The following is a 17,333-nucleotide window of genomic DNA, read 5'->3' on the forward strand; positions in this document are numbered from 1 at the left end:
CGAATCTGCGGCAGCCGGTTCAGAGAAGACAATGGGGCCATGGCACGCGGCAAGCTTCGGATCTACCTGGGTGCGGCACCCGGCGTCGGCAAGACCTACGCGATGCTGTCCGAGGCCCACCGACGTGTGGAGCGGGGCACGGACTGCGTCGTCGCCTTCGTGGAGCACCACGACCGGCCACGCACCGAGGTGCTGCTGCACGGCCTGGAGCAGATCCGGCGGTGCGACATCGAATACCGCTCGGCCGTCTTCGCAGAGATGGACGTCGACGCCGTCCTGGAGCGGGCGCCGGCCGTCGCCCTCGTCGACGAACTCGCCCACACCAATGTGCCCGGCTCCCGCAACGCCAAGCGCTGGCAGGACGTCGAAGAGCTGCTCAAGGCCGGCATCGACGTGGTGTCCACCGTCAACATCCAGCACCTGGAGTCCCTCGGCGACGTCGTCGAGTCGATAACCGGGGTACGCCAGCAGGAGACCGTTCCCGACGAGGTGGCCCGCCGTGCGGACCAGATCGAGCTCGTCGACATGTCGCCCCAGGCGCTGCGCCGCCGTATGGCCCACGGCAACATCTACCAGTCCGACAAGGTCGACGCGGCCCTGTCGAACTACTTCCGGCCGGGCAACCTCACCGCCCTGCGCGAGCTCGCCCTCCTCTGGGTCGCCGACCGTGTCGACGAGTACCTCCAGCAGTACCGCGGCGAGCACGACATCAGCGCCCCGTGGCAGGCCCGCGAGCGTATCGTCGTCGGGCTGACCGGCGGCCCCGAGGGCCGTACGCTCATCCGCCGGGCCTCACGGATGGCCGCCAAGGGGTCCGGCAGCGAGATCCTCGCGGTGTACATCGCGCGCAGCGACGGACTGACCTCCGCCTCGCCCAAGGAGCTCACGGTCCAGCGCACCCTCGTCGAGGACCTCGGGGGGACCTTCCACCACGTCATCGGTGACGACATACCCTCGGCGCTCCTCGCGTTCGCCCGGGGCGTCAACGCCACCCAGATCGTCCTCGGCTCCAGCCGCCGCAAGACCTGGCAGTACGTCTACGGCCCCGGGGTCGGCGCCACCGTCGCCCGCGAGTCGGGCCCCGACCTCGACGTGCACATCGTCACGCACGAAGAGGTCGCCAAGGGGCGCGGGCTGCCCATCGCACGCGGTGCCCGGCTCAGCCGCACCCGGATCATCTCCGGCTGGCTGACCGGCGTGGGCGGGCCCGCCCTCCTCACGCTCCTCCTGCACGGCATGGAGAACGGACCCGGACTCGCCAACGACGTCCTGCTCTTCCTCTTCCTGACCGTCGCGGCCGCCCTCCTCGGAGGCCTGGCACCCGCCCTCGCCTCGGCCGCCGCCGGCTCGCTGCTCCTGAACTACTGGTTCACGCCCCCGACCCACACCCTGACCGTCCAGGACCCCGAGAACTTCGTCGCCATCGTGATCTTCTTCGCGGTGGCGGTCGCGGTCGCATCCGTGGTGGACCTCGCGGCCCGGCGCACCCATCAGGCGGCGCGGCTGCGCGCCGAGTCCGAGATCCTCTCCACCCTCGCCGGGAGCGTCCTCCGGGGCGAGACGGCCCTGGACGCCCTGCTGGACCGGGTCCGCGAGACCTTCGGCATGGAGTCGGTCGCCCTGCTGGAGAGGCAGAGCGATGTCGAGCCCTGGACCTGCGCCGGATCCGTCGGACCCGCACCCGTGGCCAGACCCGACGACGCGGATGTGGACATGCCCGTCGGGGACCACATGGCGCTGGCGCTCTCCGGCCGGGTGCTGCCCGCGGAGGACCGCCGGGTCCTCGGTGCCTTCGCCGCGCAGGCCGTCGTCGTACTCGACCGGCAGCGCCTGGTGGGAGAGGCGGAGGCGGCCCGGCGGCTGGCCGAGGGCAACCGGATCAGGACCGCGCTGCTCGCCGCCGTCAGCCACGACCTGCGTACACCGCTGGCGGCCATCAAGGCCGCGGTGAGCTCCCTGCGCTCCGACGACGTCTCCTGGTCCGACGAGGACGAGGCGGAGCTCCTCGCGGCCATCGAGGACGGCGCCGACCGCCTGGACCACCTGGTCGGCAATCTGCTCGACATGTCGCGCCTGCAGACCGGCACGGTCACCCCGCTGATCCGTGAGCTCGACCTCGACGAGGTCGTCCCGATGGCACTCGGCGGCGTACCGGAGGGCAGCGTCGACCTGGACATCCCCGAGACGCTGCCCATGGTCGCCGTCGACCCGGGACTGCTGGAGCGGGCCGTCGCCAACATCGTCGAGAACGCCGTCAAGTACAGCCCCGGAAGGGAGCGCGTCACCGTCGCCGCCAGCTCTCTGGGCGAACGCGTCGAGCTCCGTGTGGCCGACCGGGGCCGCGGTGTACCCGACGAGGCCAAGGACCGCATATTCGAGCCCTTCCAGCGGTACGGCGACGCCCCGCGCGGCGCCGGGGTCGGCCTCGGGCTCGCCGTCGCCCGCGGCTTCGTGGAGTCCATGGGCGGCACCTTGGACGCCGAGGACACCCCGGGCGGCGGACTCACCATGGTCCTCACGCTCACCGCCGCTCCGGGCCAGGTCCGGGCCGGCCCCGTACCGCCCGCGCACATCACCTCATGAGAACCCCGGGGACCACTCCCGCCCCGTACACGTATTCCGGAAAGGCAGGTCCGCGATGACCCGGGTGCTCGTGGTCGACGACGAGCCGCAGATCGTGCGCGCCCTCGTGATCAACCTCAAGGCGCGCAGGTACGAGGTGGACGCGGCACCCGACGGGGCGACCGCGCTGCAGCTCGCGGCGGCGCGCCACCCCGACGTCGTCGTCCTCGACCTCGGGCTGCCCGACATGGACGGCGTCGAGGTGATCAGGGGCCTGCGCGGATGGACACGGGTGCCGATCCTCGTGCTCTCGGCCCGCCACACCTCCGACGAGAAGGTCGAGGCCCTGGACGCCGGGGCCGACGACTACGTCACCAAGCCGTTCGGCATGGACGAGCTGCTGGCCAGGCTGCGCGCCGCCGTGCGCAGGGCGGAACCTGTCGGCCAGGACGGCGGGGACGACCTCGTGATCGTCGAGACCGAGGGGTTCACCGTCGACCTCGCTGCGAAGAAGGTCCACCGTGAGGGCCGGGACGTGCGGCTCACGCCCACGGAATGGCACCTACTGGAGGTCCTCGTCCGGAACGCCGGGCGCCTCGTCAGCCAGAAGCAGCTGCTCCAGGAGGTCTGGGGGCCCTCGTACGGCACCGAGACCAACTACCTGCGGGTCTACATGGCGCAGCTGCGCCGCAAGCTGGAGGCGGATCCCTCGCATCCCAGACACTTCGTGACCGAGCCCGGCATGGGCTACCGCTTCGAGCGTGGACGATCCGTCCCGGAGTGATCGGTGCCACTCGTTCGAGTGGCACCTGCGTGGGCCAGCCCCTACCACAGGAGACCGGTACCCTTCGGGTATGAGCGCTGTTCCCCGATCCGAGAAGTCAGGCAGGGCGGAAAGGCCGTCCGGCCGCTTCCGCCGCATGCTCGACCGGCTGTCCAGCTCCCAGGAGGACCTCGAGTCCGAGGAACTCCAGGAGGACACGCACGCTTCGGGCTGCACACGCATCTCGGAGTGCTCGGACCGGCAGATCGTCAAGGTCACTGGTACCTTGCGGACCGTCACCCTGCGCCCACGGGCCGGAGTGCCCGCCCTCGAGGCTGAACTCTTCGACGGCACCGCGCCGCTCGACGTGGTCTGGCTGGGCCGGCGTTCCATCGTCGGCATAGAACCGGGCCGCAGACTCATCGCGTCGGGCCGCGTGGCCATGAGCCACGGGCGCCGGGTGCTGTTCAACCCCAAATACGAACTCCGACCGCTCGGCAAGGAGTAGCCGGTGACGTCTCTCGACAAGCCGACGTCCGAAAAGGACCAGCCCCACCGCACCGACCAGCAGGACGCCGACGCGAAGGCGGTCACGGAAGCCGCGCTCTTCGAGGCGTTCGGTGGCGTGCGCGGAATGGTGGAGACAGTCCTGCCCGGGCTGCTCTTCGTCACGATCTTCACCATCAACAAGGATCTGAAGGCCTCGGCCATCGCGGCCCTGGCGGTCTCCTTGGTCCTCGTCGCGGTACGGCTGATCCGCAAGGACACCGTCAAGCACGCCTTCAGCGGCGTCTTCGGCGTCGGCTTCGGTGTCGTCTTCGCGATGATGACCGGCAACGCCAAGGACTTCTACCTGCCGGGCATGATCTACACGCTCGGGCTCGCCCTCGCGTACCTCGTCACGACGCTCGCCGGGGTGCCGTTGATCGGTCTGATCCTCGGCCCGGTCTTCAAGGAGAACCTCTCCTGGCGCACCAGGAACCCGGGCCGTAAGAAGGCGTACGCCAAAGCCAGTTACGCCTGGGGGCTGATCCTCCTCGCCAAGTGCGCGATCCTCTTCCCGCTGTACTGGTGGGCCGACACCACGCAGCTCGGCTGGGTGCTGGTCGCACTCAAGATCCCGCCGTTCCTGCTCGCGGTGTATCTGACCTGGGTCTTCCTCGCCAAGGCTCCGCCGCCCATCGACGTCTTCGCCGAGATGGAGGCGGAGGAGCAGGCCGAGAAGGAACGCAAGGCCGCCGGGAACACCCCGGCCCACGGGCTCGCGCAGGCGGAACAGGACCTCCTGGCCCCCGGGTTCGCCGACACGGCGCGCGACGCCGGTCCTTCCGGGGACCGACGCACGCCGTGACCCCGGCGCCCTGAGGCCGGGCGGGCCGCCCGGCTCCGTCCGCAGGACACGCGGAGGGGCCCGGACCGGACGTCGATGACGTCCGGTCCGGGCCCCTCCGCACGCCTGGAGGTCCTCGGGCGGGTGCCTCAGTCCTCGGCAGGTTCCCGGCGGACCGACAACAGGTCCTCCAACTGCTCCTCACGAGCCTGGGCGGCCACGAACAACAGCTCGTCACCGGCCTCCAGGGTCTCCTCGGGGCTCGGCGTCAGCACACGCGTGCCACGGATGATCGTGACGAGCGAGGTGTCCTCGGGCCAGTCCACATCGCTCACCCGGGTGCCGGCCATCGCCGACTCCGGGGGCAGGGTCAGCTCGACCAGGTTGGCGTCGCCGTGGCTGAAGCGCAGCAGCCGGACCAGATCGCCGACGCTCACCGCCTCCTCGACCAGGGCGGACATCAGACGCGGCGTGGAGACCGCGACGTCGACGCCCCAGGACTCGTTGAACAGCCACTCGTTCTTCGGGTTGTTCACCCGGGCGACGACCCTCGGTACGCCGTACTCGGTCTTCGCGAGCAGCGAGACGACAAGATTGACCTTGTCGTCACCCGTCGCGGCGATCACGACGTTGCACCGCTGGAGCGCCGCCTCGTCGAGCGACGTGATCTCGCAGGCGTCCGCGAGGAGCCACTCGGCCATCGGGACCCGCTCCACCGAGATGGCGGTCGGCGCCTTGTCGATCAGCAGCACCTCGTGCCCGTTCTCCAGGAGCTCGGCCGCGATGGAACGGCCCACCGCACCGGCCCCGGCAATCGCGACGCGCATCAGTGACCGCCCTCCTCGGGACCTTCGGCGAAGGCCTCCTCGACCTTCGCGATCTCGTCCGTACGCATCATCACGTGGACGAGGTCGCCCTCCTGCAGAACCGTCTGCGACGTGGGCAGTATGGCCTCACCCAGCCGGGTGAGGAAGGCGACACGGACGCCCGTCTCCTCCTGCAGAGTGCTGATCTTGTGCCCGATCCAGGACGGCGTCGTGTGCACCTCGGCGAGCTGCACACCACCGCTGGGGTCGCGCCACAGCGGCTCCGCGCCCGACGGCAGCAGCCGCCGCAGCATCTGGTCCGCCGTCCAGCGGACCGTGGCGACCGTGGGGATGCCCAGCCGCTGGTAGACCTCGGCACGCCGCGGGTCGTAGATGCGCGCCGCGACGTTCTCGATGCCGAACATCTCGCGGGCCACCCGGGCGGCGATGATGTTGGAGTTGTCCCCGCTGCTGACGGCCGCGAAGGCGCCGGCCTCCTCGATCCCCGCCTCGCGCAGGGTGTCCTGGTCGAAGCCGACCCCGCTGACCCGCCTGCCGCCGAATCCGGCGCCGAGCCGACGGAACGCGGTGGGGTCCTGGTCGATCACGGCGACCGTGTGCCCCTGCTGTTCCAGGGTCTGCGCGAGAGCGGCTCCGACACGCCCGCAGCCCATGATGACGATGTGCACCTTGCCCCTACCTCGCCGTCCTGGTCGTCCGGATGACCTGCGAAAACACCCTGCTCACACTTCTCTCTCAGCTTGCGGGGCAAACGATGGGGCAACCACCTTCGGCGTTGCCCGTGGATGAGCTTATGCGGCGACGCGCGCGGCGCCTCATCCGAGTGTGCGTACCCCGCGGGCCGATGAGCAAAAGAGGAGGCTGACGGCAGGCGGACGGGGAAGCGGCCGGCCCGCGCGGAGGGGGAGCGGCCGATGTGCCGACGGGGGAGCGGCCCACGTGCCGACGAGGGAGCGGCCCACGTGCCGACGAAAGCTCAGGCCCGTCCGTACCGCAAGGATGACGAGGGCCCAGGCCCGTCCGTACCGCAAGGATGACGAGGGCCCCGGCCCGTCCGCACCGCAAGGATTTCGTTAAGGATTCCATGGACTTTTCCGGTGAGGGCGGGTAATTATGAAGGTTTTCGGGGCATCGAGGGGGTGGTGCTTCGGTGGCGTGTCCCAGCAGCGCTTACGATCCTCACCGTGTCCAAACTGACCGACGTGCCCAAACGGATCCTGATCGGCCGGGCGCTGCGCAGCGACAAGCTGGGGGAAACACTCCTCCCCAAGCGCATCGCGCTCCCCGTCTTCGCATCCGACCCGCTGTCCTCCGTTGCGTACGCACCCGGAGAAGTCCTCCTCGTGCTGTCCATCGCGGGCGTGTCGGCGTACCACTTCAGTCCGTGGATCGCGCTGGCGGTCGTGGTCCTGATGTTCACCGTCGTCGCCTCGTACAGGCAGAACGTCCGCGCGTACCCGAGCGGAGGCGGCGACTACGAGGTCGCCAACACCAACCTGGGCCGCAAGGCCGGCCTGACCGTCGCCAGCGCCCTCCTCGTCGACTACGTCCTCACCGTGGCGGTGTCGATCTCCTCGGGTGTCGAGAACCTCGGCTCCGCCATCCCCTTCGTCGTCGAGCACAAGACGTTCTGCGCCATAGGCGCCATCGTGCTGCTGACGCTGATGAACCTGCGCGGCGTCAAGGAGTCCGGCAAGCTGTTCGCCATTCCCACGTACCTCTTCGTGGCGGGCGTCTTCGCGATGATCGCCTGGGGCGCGTTCCGCGGACTGGTCCTCGGCGACACCATGCACGCGCCGACCTCGGACTACGAGATCAAGCCCGAGCACCAGGGGCTGGCCGGCTTCGCCCTCGTCTTCCTGCTCCTGCGCGCCTTCTCGTCCGGCTGCGCCGCCCTCACCGGCGTCGAGGCGATCAGCAACGGCGTGCCCGCCTTCCGGAAGCCGAAGAGCAAGAACGCCGCGACCACCCTCGCGGCCATGGGCCTGCTGGCCGTCACCATGTTCTGCGGCATCATCGGCCTCGCCATGGCCACCGACGTGAAGATGGCTGAGAACCCCGCGAAGGACCTCATCCACAACGGCGTCGCGGTCGGCGCGAACTTCGTCCAGGACCCGGTGATCTCCCAGGTCGCCGCGGCGGTGTTCGGCGAGGGCACGTTCTTCTTCGTCTTCCTGGCGGCGGCCACCGCCCTCGTGCTCTTCCTCGCCGCGAACACCGCGTACAACGGTTTCCCGCTGCTCGGCTCGATCCTCGCCCAGGACCGGTACCTGCCCCGCCAGCTGCACACCCGAGGCGACCGGCTCGCCTTCTCCAACGGCATCGTGCTGCTCGCAGGTGCCGCGATCCTGCTGGTCTGGATCTACGGGGCCGACTCGACCCGGCTCATCCAGCTCTACATCGTCGGCGTCTTCGTCTCCTTCACGCTCAGCCAGACCGGAATGGTGCGGCACTGGAACCGCCACCTGCGCACCGAGAAGGACCCGGCGAAGCGCCGGCACATGGTCCGCTCCCGGGCGATCAACACGTTCGGCGCGTTCTTCACCGGCCTGGTGCTGGTTGTCGTCCTGGCCACCAAGTTCACCCACGGCGCCTGGGTCGCACTGCTCGGCATGGTGATCTTCTTCGGCACGATGACCGCGATCCGCAAGCACTACGACCGGGTCGCCGAAGAGATCGCCGCGTCCGAGACACCGTCCGACGACACCGTCCGTCCCTCGCGCGTCCACTCGATCGTCCTGGTCTCCAAGCTCCACCGGCCCACGCTGCGTGCCCTCGCGTACGCCAAGCTCGTGCGGTCCGACCAGCTGGAGGCGCTTTCCATCAGCGTCGACCACGAGGAGACGAAGGCGCTCAGGGAGGACTGGGAGCGCCGAGGCATCGACATTCCGCTGAAGATCCTGGACTCGCCCTACCGCGAGGTGACCCGGCCGGTCATCGAGTACGTCAAGGGCCTGCGCAAGGACCGCCCGCGCGACGTGGTCAGCGTCTACATCCCCGAATACGTGGTCGGCCACTGGTACGAACACCTGCTGCACAACCAGAGCGCGCTGCGGCTCAAGGGGAGGCTCCTCTTCACGCCGGGCGTGATGGTGACCTCGGTGCCCTACCAGCTGGAGTCCTCCGAGGCCGCGAAGGTGCGGGCCCGGAGGCGTGCGGACTGGAACGCCCCGGGTGCGGTCCGCCGAGGCCCCGTCGAACGGCGGCACCACAGGGAGCCCGGCAACAAGGGGCCGGGTAACAAGGAGCCCGGCAACAAGAGCTGACGCGGGCATTCCGTTCGTGGTAAGCGGTCGGCCGACACCCACGTAGACTCGTAGGTTGTTGTCCGGCCGCTTCGCCGCTCTCCCTTTCCCTCATCTCTGGAGCCACCCCCTCATGCAGAACGAATCCACCTCGTCGCAGACCGGGGAGCAGCAGAACGCGGAGTCGCTCGTCGGCCGGGAGTACGAGGTCGAGGTCGGCCCCGTCGCCCACGGCGGCCACTGCATCGCGCGCACCGACGAGGGCCAGGTGCTCTTCGTGCGCCACACCCTCCCCGGCGAGAAGGTCGTCGCCCGGGTCACCGAGGGTGAGAGCGACTCGCGCTTCCTCCGAGCCGACGCGGTCACGGTCGTCGAGGCCTCCAAGGACCGGGTCGAGGCCCCGTGCCCGTACGCCGGCCCCGGCAAGTGCGGCGGCTGCGACTGGCAGCACGCCAAGCCCGGCGCCCAGCGCCGCCTCAAGGGCGAAGTGATCGCCGAGCAGCTCCAGCGCCTTGCGGGCCTCACGCCCGAGGAGGCCGGCTGGGACGGAACGGTCATGCCGGCCGAGGGCGACAAGCTCCCGCCGGGCCAGGTCCCCGCGTGGCGCACGCGTGTGCAGTACGCCATCGACGCGGACGGCCGGGTCGGGCTGCGCAAGCACCGCTCGCACGATGTCGAGGTCATCGACGAGTGCCTGATCGCGGCCCCCGGCGTCTCCGAGCTCGGGATCGAGAAGCAGGACTGGCCGCAGATGGCCACGGTCGAGGCCATCTCGGCCACCGGCTCCCACGACCGCCAGGTCATCCTCACCCCGCGAGAGGGCGGCCGGCTGCCCCTGGTCGAGCTGGACAAGCCCGTCTCCGTGATGCGCGTCGACGAGAAGGACGGCGGCGTCCACCGCGTCCACGGCCGTGCCTTCGTCCGCGAGCGCGCCGACGACCGTACGTACCGCGTCGGCTCGGGCGGCTTCTGGCAGGTCCACCCGCAGGCGGCCGACACCCTGGTCCGCGCGGTCATGCAGGGCCTGCTGCCCCGCAAGAACGACACGGCGCTCGACCTCTACTGCGGCGTCGGGCTGTTCGCGGGCGCCATCGGCCAGCGGATCGGCGAGAAGGGCGCGGTGCTGGGCATCGAGTCCGGCAAGCGCGCGGTCGAGGACGCCCGTCACAACCTGAAGGACCTGGACCGGGTCCGCATCGAGCACGGCAAGGTCGACCAGGTACTGCCGCGCACGGGCATCACGGAATGCGACCTGATCGTCCTGGACCCGCCGCGCGCGGGAGCGGGCAAGGCGACGGTCAAGCAGCTGGCCGCCCTGGGCGCACGGCGTATCGCGTACGTGGCCTGCGACCCGGCGGCGCTGGCGCGGGACCTGGCGTACTTCCGGGACGGGGGGTACAAGGTGCGGACGCTGCGGGCGTTCGACCTGTTCCCGATGACCCACCATGTCGAGTGCGTCGCGATCCTTGAGCCGGTCGTGAAGGGCGCCTGACCTGCAGGTTTCCCGATGTACATTATGTGCGTTGTGGGCGTTACGGGCGATATCTTGACGCTGAAATGACGCTCGTTCTGACTGGGTGTCAGGCAGGTGATCGTGCAGGTCGCGCTGGGTACTGGATGTAGTTTCCGAGGTCTGACTTTATGGAGACTTGAAGGGAAGCGGTCCGTTCCGCCGTCGCTGATTGCGGCGGCGGGGCGCGCTGCCAGGCGCGGTATCGCGGCTGGCAGTCGGGCGGGCGCTCAGTAGGTGGGTCCGTATGGGCTCAAGCCGTGCATGTACGGCTTGAGGTCCTCGGCCCGGGGCTCGGGCATTTCCGGCATCAACGGTGAACCATTGAGCGGATTTTAAGGCTGGGCGTAGAGGCTGGTCCAATCCTGGGCCGTCGCCTCGAAGCGCGGTCGTACAGACCTCGCCCCGGCCCGGCGGGGGCGAGGTCTGCCGGGGCGAGGGTGCGGGCGGAGGAGCCGATGTCAGCTGTCGGTGTCGAGGTGGGCTCGCACGGCGTCGACGAACTCGTCGACGTGTTGGAAGACACCGCCGTGCCCGGCCCCTGGGTAGATGATCAGCGTGCTGCCGGGAATGCGGGCGTGCATGTCGTGGGACAGCTCGCTGGGGACCATGCGGTCGTGGTCGCCGTTGGCGATGAGCGTCGGGGCACTGATGCGGGAGAGGTCCTGCGGTTCAGCCTGGCCCCAGCCCCGGATGGTGGTGATCTGGCGGTGGAAGGACGACAGTGTGATGGGGGTGTCACGATCCATGACGCGCTCGCGCAAGCGCGCGAGGTAGGCATTGGCTGCCGCCTTGCCCGCTGGAGTGCGGGGAAAGAACAGGAACTCCTTGGCATCGGTGCGGGCGATCGCGGCGCGGGCCATGTCCCAGTAGACGTAGGCTCCGCCTGTCGGACGGTCGATTCCGGCTCCCCCGGCGGGGCCGGTTCCGGCCAGGACGAGGCGGCGCACGAGTCCCCGCGCATCGAGGGCCACCTGCTGGGCGACGAAGCCGCCGAGCGAGAATCCGAGCAGGTCTATCTGGGTCAGGCCGAGGGCGGCTACGAATCCCTCCGCCGCACGCGCCATCGCGGCGATGGTGCCCGGGATACGGCCGGTGGATCCGCCGACCCCGGGGAGGTCGAGCGCGACGATGCGGCGGTCGCGGGCGAGCGCGTCGACAAATCGTGGATCCCACTCGTCGAGCGTGGCGCCCAGGTGAGTGAGCAGGACCAGCGGGACGCCGTTCTGGGGGCCGAGGTCGCGGTAGACGAGCGTGTTCGAACCTACGACGATGCGGCGGTTGGGCGCCGTGGCCCACGTGGTCGGGCGGGGAAGGGCGTTGGACTCAGCCACGGGTGGTCACCGCCTTCGGGTCGGTGGTGACCAGGACCTTGCCGCGTGTGCCGCCGGCGAGCGCCTCGTTGAGAGCCCGCGGGGTCTGGTCGAATGGGAGCACCCGGTCGATGATCGGGCGCAGCACCCCGTCGTCGACCAGCCCGGCTACCTGGCGCAGCGCGGCGCTGTCGGGTGTGATGAACAGGAAGCGGTAGGTGACCCCGAGTGCGCGTGCCCGGCGTCGGGTCCGGGCGCTCAGGGCCCGGATGGCGAGCCGGACGATCGGGTTGACGCCGACGCGCCGCGCGAAGGCCGGGTCGGGCGGGCCCGTGATGCCGATGACGGTGCCGCCTGGGCGCACAACGCCGAGGGAAGCCTGCAGCGTGGCTCCGCCCTGGGTGTCGAGGACGAGGTCGACGGGCGTGCCGGCGAGGCTCTGCGCGAGGTCGTCGTGGCGGTAGTCGATGACGATGTCGGCACCGAGCTCTCGTGCGGCTGCGATGTTCGCCGTCGAGACGGTGGTGGCGACGGTGCAGCCCAGGTGCTTGGCGAGCTGGATCGCGACCGATCCCACGCCGCCGGTGCCGCCGTGGATGAGGACGGTCTGGCCGGGCTTCACCTTGCCCATCTCGATGAGGGCCTGCCAGGCCGTGAGCGCGACGACGGGGAGCCCCGCGGCCTCGACCAGGCTCACCGACCTGGGTACGGGTGTCATCGTGGCGGCGTCGACCGCGACGAACTCGGACAAGGTGCCCGTGGCCGCCAGATCGACATAGCCGTACACGTGGTCGCCCACGGCGATGTCGCGTACCGCGGAGCCGGCCTCGACGACCTCGCCGGAGAGCTCACCGCCCATGACTTTGGGCAGCCGGACCGGGAAGATTGCCTTGAACTCGCCGGTGCGGAGCCGCTCGTCGGCGTGGTTGACGCCCGACGCGACCATGCGCACGAGCACCTCGTGGGGGGCGGGGACCGGTACGGGCATCTCGACCTGACGCAAGGGGGAGCCGTACTTCTCGACGACGAAGGCTTTCACGGGGCACTCCTGGCAAAGTGTTTCTGGGGGATCGGGTATCTCGGCGGCGGGGGCATCCCGGATGGCCGCCGTACCTCTCGAACCAGTTTGTGTCGTTTTACTGGCTACGGCGCGGACGCATTGTGCCCTGAGTCGCGTTCACCATCAGGCCACCGGCACGACCGGGGCAGTGATCCGGTCGGCGGCACCTCCCTGGAGGCGATCCAGGGAAGCGGCGATCCCGTCGTGGGGCGCGCCGAGCGGTACCGCGCTGACCTCGGTCAGGCGGGTGTACTGCGCGTCGGTCAGCTGGACGTCGAGGGCGTCGAGGTAGCTGTCGACCTGAGAGAGGTTGCGCGGGCCGATGATCGGGACGAGGGTGGCCGTGGAGCGTGCGGCGCGCTCTCGCACCCAGGCCACCGCCACCTGGGCGGGCGCCACGCCGGTCTCCTCGGCGATGGCCAGGACGGTGTCGACGACGGCGGTCTTCTGGCCAGTGCTCTCGGTGTGGATGACCATGCCCAGGTCGCTCAGGCGCCCCTCGGCGGAGCCGCGGTACTTGCCGGTGAGCAGCCCGCCGCCGAGCGGGGACCACAGGGCGGCCCCGAGCCCGAGGCTCTCGGCCATGGGCAGGAGCTCACGGTCGGCGGTGCGCTCGACGAGGCTGTACTCGTGCTGGATGCCGATGATCGGGGCCTGGTTCCTCAGATCGGCGAGGGTCACCGCGCGCGAGACGCGCCAGGCGGGGAAGTTGGACAGTGCGGCGTGGTGGATCTTGCCGGCGCTTACCAGGTCGTCGAGTCCGCGCAGGAGTTCCTCCATCGGAGTGAGCTCGTCGGGGAAGTGCACCCAGAGCAGGTCGATGTAGTCGGTGTCCAGGCGCTTCAGGCTGGCCTCTACGGAGGCAACCATGTTCTTGCGGCTGTTGCCGGTCTTGGAAATGTCCGGCTGCGGGGCGGCGCCGAGGGTGAACTTCGTGGCCAGGACGAAGTGGTCGCGGTCGGCGGAGATCAGTTTTCCGGTCAGTTCCTCCGACTCGCCGAACTGGTAGCCGTCCGCGCTGTCGAGGAAGGTGCCGCCGGCTTCGGCGAACCGGTCGAAGATCCGGCGCGCCTCGTCCGGCTCGGCTCCGGCGCCCCAGCCGGTGCCGAAGTTGGCGGTGCCGAGTGCGTACTCGGAAACGCGCAGTCCGGTCCGGTGTCCGAAGGTCGTGTAACGCATGAGATGTCCTCGCGTGAGGGGTGGGAAGGCGGTCGCGTCGGGGCGGAGGGGGTGAGCGTCAGCCCGCGGTCGGTTGGAGTGCGGCGGACAGGCTCTGCTTGACGTACCGGCTGACCTCGTCGGCGAGGATCTCGGGCAGGCCGGTCTCGATGCCGTGCAGGGCCTGGGCCGCGACGTCGGCGGCGGCGACCTTCTGGTCGGCGGGCACGCCGGCGGCCATGTCGGTGTCCATGTAGCCGACGTGCAGCGCCGAGACGGTGATCCCGCGCGGTGCCAGCTCCTCGCGGGTCGCGTCGCTCAGTGCCCAGGCGGCGGCCTTGGATGCCGCGTAGGAGCCGAGTCCTGCCGGGTGGAACCACGACAGGGCGGACAGGACGTTGAGTACGGCGCCGCCGCCGTTGCCTTCGATGACGGGGGCGAAAGCGCGGGTCGCGGCGAGCGGGCCGAAGAAGTTGGTCTCCATTTCCTGGCGGACCTCGTCCAGGCCGCCTCCGACAAGCGTCGCGCCGGTGGAGACGCCCGCGTTGTTGATCAGCAGGGTCGCATCCGACGCGATGCGGGCGGACTCCCGTATCGACGCCTCGTCCGTGACGTCCAGCCGCAGTGGGATGACGCCCGGCACGTCGATCGTCTCGGGACGGCGGGCCGCGCCGTACACCTTTGCGCCACGCTCGACGAGCTGGGCTGCGAGATGCCGCCCGAGCCCTCGGTTGGCGCCGGTGACGACCGCGACCGCGTTCTTCAGTTCCATGCTCACTCCTGGTCCTGGCGGGCACCGTCGGAACCCGCAGCAAATTAGATTATGCGTACAATCTAAACACGGGTCTACGATAGATGCCAGTCGACATCCAAAACGGGAGGTGGCCATGGGTCGCGTATCGCAGGCGCAGGCGGAGGAAAATCGCAGGCGGGTGGTGGACACCGCATCCCGGCTGTTCCGGGAGCAGGGCACGCAGGTCAGCGTCGCCGACCTGATGAAGGCGGCCGGCCTGACCCACGGCGCGTTCTACAAGCAGTTCGCCTCCAAGGAGGCGCTCGTCGACGAGGCCACAGCCCATGCCTTCGCCGAGCTCGCCCGGCGCTACACCGAGGGACTTGAGCGGTATGAAGGGCGGCGCGACGCCGCCCAGCAGGTGCTGATCGACACCTACCTCTCCGTCGAGCACCGCGACGGCCCGGCGGATGGCTGTCCGGTCGCAGCCCTCGCCACCGACATCGCGCGCGAAGGCGGGGGACGCGAGGCCCGTCGCGTCTACACCGAGGGGGTGGCCGACTTCGCCGATTTCCTCGCCACCGACGACCAGGACGGCATCGTCCGCCTCTGCACCCTGTTCGGAGCGCTGGTCCTGTCCCGGGCCACCAACGGCTCCCCGCTCTCCGGAGAGATCCTCACCGCCGCGCACGCAGCCTTGACCGAAGCGGTCTGATCGAGGGCGCGGTGCGGGTGTACGTCGACCGCGCGCGTGGGCGCCGAGGGCTCCGCGGCCGGGCGGAGGCGTTGAGGGAAGGCCGCCGGCGCCTGGCGCACCGACCCCACCGTGCGCGAGTCGGTTCCGGGCCGCATGCCCGCGAAGTGTCGGCTGCGCAACCGACGTCAACGTGTCAGCAGGACTGCGATCTGCTCCCGGATATCGCGCGCGATCTCATCGACGCTCGCGGCAACGTTCACACTGGCCGCCATCGCGAGGAACATCACGGCGGACACCACGCGCGCCGTCGTCGCCGCGTCCGCCTCGCTGACCCGTGCGTCCCGGCACAGCACGGCGGCCACGGCCTTCTCGGTCCGCCCGGTGATGGCGAGGGCCTCGCGGTGGTGGGGTTCGGCGGGGTCGCCGAAGACCATCTCGCGCAGGTAGACGCGCCCGTTGTCGACCTGGGTCCGGTTGCATTCGACGACCGGCCGGACGATCGCCATCACAGCGTCCAGCGTGTCCGGGATGCTCTCGGCGTCCGCCCGGCCTCGTTCGAGAGCTTCGGCGTAGAGGGAGTTCTGAACGAGCAGGAGGAGCTCGCCCTTGGTCTTGGCGTAGAGGAAGAGCGTGCCGGTGCCGATGTCGGCCTTGTCGGCGATCTGCTGGGTGGTGACCTCGTCGATACCACGTTCGGCGAACAGCTCGTGGGCCGCGGCGGTGATGCGGTCGAGCTTGAGCTGCTTGTTCCGCTCGCGCCGACCAACCGGCTGGGAAGCGCCTGGCATGCGGGACAACCTTTCGGGGAATTTATCCTGACTGCACTCAGTTATGAGTATAGTCGTTGCTGATGGGAATCAGATGCGGCTTTCCCGCCATCGTCCCACGACGACACGCGCCCGGTCCCTCTTGATTCACAGCGGACACCGGCGACCGATCCAACGCTCGACCTTAAGGACCACGTATTCCATGAGCACGTCTTCCTCCCTCTGGCAGCCCTTCAAGCTCGGCCGTGTCGAGCTCCCGCACCGCCTCGCCATGGCACCGCTGACCCGCAGCCGGGCCAACGCCGACGGCACGCCCGGCCCGCTTGCAGCCACCTACTACGGTCAGCGCGCCTCCCTCGGGCTGATCATCACCGAGGGCACCCAGCCCTCGGCCGACGGCCAGGGCTACCCGAACACGCCGGGCATCCACACTCCCGAGCAGATCGCGGGCTGGCGCGAGGTCGCCGACGCCGTTCACGCGGGCGGCGGGACACTGTTCATCCAGCTGATGCACGTCGGACGCATGTCCCACCCGGACAACACCCCGCACCACCGCCAGCCGGTCGCCCCCTCCGCGATCTCCGCCGACCAGGACATCTTCACCGCGACCGGCCCGAAGAAGACCCCGGTCCCGCGCGAGCTGAGCATCCAGGACATCCAGACCACCATCGCGGACTTCCGGCACGCCGCCGCCTCCGCGATAGCCGCCGGCGCGGACGGGGTGGAGATCCACGGCGCCAACGGCTACCTGCTGCACCAGTTCCTCTCCCCGAACGCCAACCACCGCACCGACACCTACGGCGGCTCGGTCGACAACCGCTCCCGCCTCGTCGTCGAGGTCGCCCGGGCGGTGGCCGAGGAGATCGGCGCGGACCGGGTCGGCATCCGCCTGTCCCCCTCCATGCCGCTGGGCGGGATCGACGAGGGCGACATCGAGGCCGTCCGCAAGCAGTACCGCCACCTGGTCGGCGAGCTGGCGCCCCTGAACCTCGCCTACCTGCACGTCCACCACGTCGGCGACGACGAACTACTGCGCTCCTTCCGCGAGGTGTGGCCGACCGCCCTGCTCGTGGTCCGCTACGGCCGCACCCGCGAGCAGATCGCCGACGACATCGACGCAGGGCTCGCCGACATCGCGCCGCTGGGCCGCTTCGCGCTGGCCAACCCCGACATCGTCGAGCGCCTGCGCACCGGTGCCCCGCTCAACGAGATCGACCCGGTCACCCTGTACGGCGGCGGCGAGGCCGGATACACCGACTACCCCACCCTCACCGGGACCCATGCCTGACCTCTACCCGTGAACCGTCCTGCCGGGCGCCCCGGCGCGCCCGGCAGGACGATGGACAAGTCGGACAGCGAAAGCAGGAA

At 69.9% G+C, this 17,333-nt stretch carries 15 protein-coding genes; 8 read left to right on the forward strand and 7 right to left on the reverse strand.

Features of this window, described 5'->3' with window-relative positions:
* The first annotated feature begins 39 nt into the window (after window positions 1-39).
* The 4 genes from HED23_RS09130 (at window position 40) to HED23_RS09145 (ending at window position 4,676) form a co-directional block, all read left to right on the forward strand.
* Window positions 40-2,583 (forward strand): ATP-binding protein, encoded by a 2,544-nt coding sequence (locus HED23_RS09130; RefSeq protein WP_203182902.1) that lies wholly within the window; start codon window positions 40-42, stop codon window positions 2,581-2,583.
* 55 nt (window positions 2,584-2,638) lie between these two features.
* On the forward strand, window positions 2,639-3,346 hold the full coding sequence (locus HED23_RS09135) for a response regulator (protein ID WP_203182903.1): 708 nt from the start codon (window positions 2,639-2,641) through the stop codon (window positions 3,344-3,346).
* 70 nt (window positions 3,347-3,416) lie between these two features.
* Entirely contained in the window at window positions 3,417-3,833 is a 417-nt protein-coding gene (locus HED23_RS09140; protein WP_203182904.1) for an OB-fold nucleic acid binding domain-containing protein, read from the forward strand.
* A gap of 3 nt (window positions 3,834-3,836) precedes the next feature.
* A complete protein-coding gene (locus tag HED23_RS09145) occupies window positions 3,837-4,676 on the forward strand; it encodes a DUF3159 domain-containing protein (RefSeq protein ID WP_238441884.1) in 840 nt (279 codons plus the stop codon).
* Window positions 4,677-4,804: 128 nt separating this feature from the next.
* Here the strand turns inward: HED23_RS09145 and HED23_RS09150 are convergent, their stop codons facing one another.
* Complete coding sequence (locus HED23_RS09150; RefSeq protein WP_203182905.1) at window positions 4,805-5,482, reverse strand: potassium channel family protein; 678 nt, start codon at window positions 5,480-5,482, stop codon at window positions 4,805-4,807.
* Window positions 5,482-6,150 (reverse strand): potassium channel family protein, encoded by a 669-nt coding sequence (locus HED23_RS09155; protein ID WP_073748169.1) that lies wholly within the window; start codon window positions 6,148-6,150, stop codon window positions 5,482-5,484. Before HED23_RS09155 ends, HED23_RS09150 begins: the two co-directional genes overlap by 1 nt.
* Window positions 6,151-6,666: 516 nt before the next feature.
* Between HED23_RS09155 and HED23_RS09160 the strand changes: the two genes are divergently transcribed.
* Together HED23_RS09160 and HED23_RS09165 are read left to right on the forward strand one after the other, a co-directional pair.
* Window positions 6,667-8,748, forward strand: coding sequence for an APC family permease (locus tag HED23_RS09160; RefSeq protein ID WP_203182906.1), 2,082 nt, complete (start codon window positions 6,667-6,669; stop codon window positions 8,746-8,748).
* Window positions 8,749-8,860: 112 nt separating this feature from the next.
* Window positions 8,861-10,219 carry a class I SAM-dependent RNA methyltransferase gene (locus HED23_RS09165; RefSeq protein ID WP_203182907.1) on the forward strand — a complete coding sequence of 453 codons (1,359 nt, stop codon included), beginning with the start codon at window positions 8,861-8,863 and terminating at the stop codon, window positions 10,217-10,219.
* 479 nt (window positions 10,220-10,698) lie between these two features.
* Here HED23_RS09165 and HED23_RS09170 read toward each other — a convergent pair whose 3' ends face one another.
* The 4 genes from HED23_RS09170 to HED23_RS09185 all read right to left on the reverse strand — a co-directional run bounded on the left by HED23_RS09170 (window position 10,699) and on the right by HED23_RS09185 (window position 14,540).
* Window positions 10,699-11,571, reverse strand: a complete 873-nt coding sequence (locus HED23_RS09170; RefSeq protein ID WP_203182908.1) for an alpha/beta fold hydrolase — start codon at window positions 11,569-11,571, stop codon at window positions 10,699-10,701.
* Entirely contained in the window at window positions 11,564-12,589 is a 1,026-nt protein-coding gene (locus HED23_RS09175) for an NADP-dependent oxidoreductase (protein WP_203182909.1), read from the reverse strand. The genes HED23_RS09170 and HED23_RS09175 overlap by 8 nt, the downstream gene beginning before the upstream one ends.
* Before the next feature lie 144 nt (window positions 12,590-12,733).
* Window positions 12,734-13,789: an aldo/keto reductase gene (locus HED23_RS09180; protein ID WP_203182910.1), complete on the reverse strand. Its 1,056-nt coding sequence runs from the start codon at window positions 13,787-13,789 to the stop codon at window positions 12,734-12,736.
* A 58-nt stretch (window positions 13,790-13,847) separates the two neighbouring features.
* Window positions 13,848-14,540 carry an SDR family oxidoreductase gene (locus HED23_RS09185; protein WP_203182911.1) on the reverse strand — a complete coding sequence of 231 codons (693 nt, stop codon included), beginning with the start codon at window positions 14,538-14,540 and terminating at the stop codon, window positions 13,848-13,850.
* A gap of 115 nt (window positions 14,541-14,655) precedes the next feature.
* On the opposite strand from HED23_RS09185, the gene HED23_RS09190 reads away from it, so the two are divergent.
* Entirely contained in the window at window positions 14,656-15,216 is a 561-nt protein-coding gene (locus HED23_RS09190) for a TetR/AcrR family transcriptional regulator (protein ID WP_203182912.1), read from the forward strand.
* Window positions 15,217-15,383: 167 nt separating this feature from the next.
* On the opposite strand, the gene HED23_RS09195 is transcribed toward HED23_RS09190, so the two are convergent.
* Complete coding sequence (locus tag HED23_RS09195) at window positions 15,384-15,986, reverse strand: TetR/AcrR family transcriptional regulator (protein ID WP_203182913.1); 603 nt, start codon at window positions 15,984-15,986, stop codon at window positions 15,384-15,386.
* A 181-nt stretch (window positions 15,987-16,167) separates the two neighbouring features.
* Here HED23_RS09195 and HED23_RS09200 point away from each other — a divergent pair, with 181 nt between their 5' ends.
* Window positions 16,168-17,253, forward strand: a complete 1,086-nt coding sequence (locus HED23_RS09200; protein ID WP_203182914.1) for an alkene reductase — start codon at window positions 16,168-16,170, stop codon at window positions 17,251-17,253.
* Window positions 17,254-17,333: the final 80 nt, after the last annotated feature.

The organism is Streptomyces pratensis (assembly GCF_016804005.1).
Taxonomy (GTDB): domain Bacteria; phylum Actinomycetota; class Actinomycetes; order Streptomycetales; family Streptomycetaceae; genus Streptomyces; species Streptomyces pratensis_A.